General features: G+C 38.9%; 4 protein-coding genes. 1 reads left to right on the top strand and 3 read right to left on the bottom strand.

The window, feature by feature from the left end:
* Positions 1–382: 382 nt before the first annotated feature.
* Positions 383–781, bottom strand: coding sequence for a thioesterase family protein (locus ACY2RQ_RS19135; RefSeq protein WP_490114611.1), 399 nt, complete (start codon positions 779–781; stop codon positions 383–385).
* A gap of 179 nt (positions 782–960) precedes the next feature.
* Between ACY2RQ_RS19135 and ACY2RQ_RS19130 the strand changes: the two genes are divergently transcribed.
* Positions 961–1,563: a hypothetical protein gene (locus ACY2RQ_RS19130; RefSeq protein WP_490114610.1), complete on the top strand. Its 603-nt coding sequence runs from the start codon at positions 961–963 to the stop codon at positions 1,561–1,563.
* Between the two features lie 79 nt (positions 1,564–1,642).
* Here ACY2RQ_RS19130 and ACY2RQ_RS19125 read toward each other — a convergent pair whose 3' ends face one another.
* The gene (locus ACY2RQ_RS19125; RefSeq protein WP_490114609.1) at positions 1,643–1,948 is read right to left on the bottom strand and encodes a hypothetical protein; all 306 of its coding nucleotides are present in this window, start codon (positions 1,946–1,948) and stop codon (positions 1,643–1,645) included.
* Positions 1,945–2,442, bottom strand: a 498-nt coding sequence (locus ACY2RQ_RS19120; protein ID WP_490114608.1) for a hypothetical protein, incomplete at its 5' end; no start/stop codon positions are given. The genes ACY2RQ_RS19120 and ACY2RQ_RS19125, both read right to left, overlap by 4 nt.

The following is a 2,442-nucleotide window of genomic DNA, read 5'->3' as shown; positions in this document are numbered from 1 at the left end:
GATTTAAAAGGCATAGACTGTAAATTTTTACGAAACATAGACGGCGCTACCTAAAAAGTAATGAGCTCAGATGTTTGTTGCCAGCCTTGCACAATAAAGCCGATGTTTTTGAGGTTGTACGCAATTGTTTGTTTTGTGATATGTGCACAATGATTATGCTGGCGTTGGCAACTCGAAGGCCAGAACACAGAGCCAAAACGCCGCAAACGCTTTACTCAACGCCGACACAAATTTAAATTGCGGCGCAACTCAGGGAAAAAACTCCAATCTCTCCCAACGCCAGCCAACACAATAAAGGATGTTACTTTTCAAACCTGAAGTTGATTTTGCTTCGCCTAACGCCTGCATCAGGTGCGCCGAAGGCGTCACCTGGATGCACTTGTTATGTTTTTACTCTGTTCAGTGCGCCTTGTACTAACCTTTCTGTCTTTATTAGTGCTCTTGTATGAGTGCCGCTACCAGCTTTACCACCTCGATCATGAAGTTCTACATCAAATTTATAGAGTTTACCTTCCATTCCTCGAAATATAGCAATAGCTTTTACCTCTTCGTTATTTGGTGTGGCAACTAAATGGTTTACAGTTACATTAACTCCTACATATAGCTCATCTTCTTCAAGTAGAGGCTTCATTAAGCGTGCTGCAGCTAGTTCCATAAGTGCAATCATTCTAGAAGTAGACAAAACTTCAGGAAAATCATCTTGCTCATCAAAGGATAATTCTTTGGCCAAATCTTTAGATTGCACTAAATATGATAATTCTTCCTTACTTCCTATTTTCATTTTCAATGTTCACTCGTTTGTTTGTGAAAAACATAACGCCCGCATCAGGTGCGCCGAAGGCGTCACCTGGATGCGCTTGTTAGCTGTGCTTTCTGGGTTGTTATATGGAATGACATTTTGAATCAAATACACTTAACTATGTCATTTACATATGATTGTTGTTTATATAAGGAGCTAGTATGAATGCAGATTCAATAGTTATTCCATCTAAAGCTTTAGGGAATACTATTAAAAAAGCAAAGCTACTATTAGAAAAGCATCATTCTCAAGGGTTTATTTTTGCTGGTCGAAAAGCAAAATTAATAGAAGTTTCGTCAATGTTAAAAGAGGTACTTGATAAACCCTCAACTATAGATAGAAACGAACCAAGAGAGTTATATTCAGCTGTATTTTTAGAGCTTGCACAACTGAGCTTACAAGAGTCAAAGTTGGCATCTAGCTTAACCGTTCGCCAAGAGCATTTGACTCAGTCATATATCTATTTTGATGAAAGTAAAGATTATACTTCCTCTGTATCTTGCTATTTAAAAGAAAATTTAGATTCATTCGAATATAGCCAAAACCTTCAAGAGGCTCATATTCTACTGGAGCAAACTCGTGATATGGATAATGATTCTATTGAATCAAAGCTCTATCTCTTAAATAAAGCTGAGCAAATTTTAGGAAAAGTCCTTGAAAGTAAAGACGATCAAGAAAAACAAGAAGCAACAAGGCTTCTTAGGACTGTAGAACGCGAAATAAATGAACTCAATTCTCCAGCATCTCTCTGTATAATACTATGAACTGGATCACAGGATGAACAGCTAACGCCCGCATCAGGTGCGCCGAAGGCGTCACCTGGATGCGCTTGTTAAGCGCGAATTACGCCTCGTCTGAGACTTGCTCCCATACGGACTCAAAACCTTTTGATTCCATGTATAAACTTACTTCGTAATGGATATCGGGGAGTGTGTCAGAGTTATCAGAGCGACCTAAAACATGTGTGCCGTTTTCTGAATCAGTAGCCATTTGATCTACCACTTTCCAGACGAACTCTGAGAATTTCTTGGCTTCATCCTTATTTGAAACACCGTGGTCGATAATGTTAATTATGTAATTGTCTTTGAATGATGAAGCATAATGCTTCAGCAAATCTAATGCGTGTGGATATCGGTTAAATTCAATCATGATGCTAACTCCGTATCTCTAATAACCGACATTCTATCAGCAATCCATTTTAGCTTCGCAACTAAGGTACTAACCTTCATCTCTTTGGTAACTGTTAAGAAGTAATGCCCTTTTTTCTTTTTGGCCGTATCTTCCACAAAAGCCATTCCTTCAGGAATATCAGCCTTTGAAAGTACCCAGTAGACATCAACAGGTTTTCTTTTACCCCGGGAAACCATTTTATAAACACCTTTCAGGTTTTGCCATGTAGAGGAAAATGAAAGTCCCATTTGATTATCTGGTAAGACCCATTGTTCATCTGTGGAAAATTTATAATCACAAACCCTAACCCCCATAACAGTCCTGAAACGTCCTTCACCAGAATTTGAGTGTAGAGTAGGGTGTTCCCCCCGTATAGTTGGCCGTGCAACGTAACCATCAATTTTCGAGATTACTTCTCGCAAATCGGTTAGACATTTGAATTGAAGAGTTTCGTCCATTGATCTCTCGATTTC

The organism is Parendozoicomonas sp. 209JJ7-1 (assembly GCF_058147085.1).
Note: the sequence above shows the minus strand (reverse complement) of the source record. Positions and strands in the feature narration are given on the sequence as shown.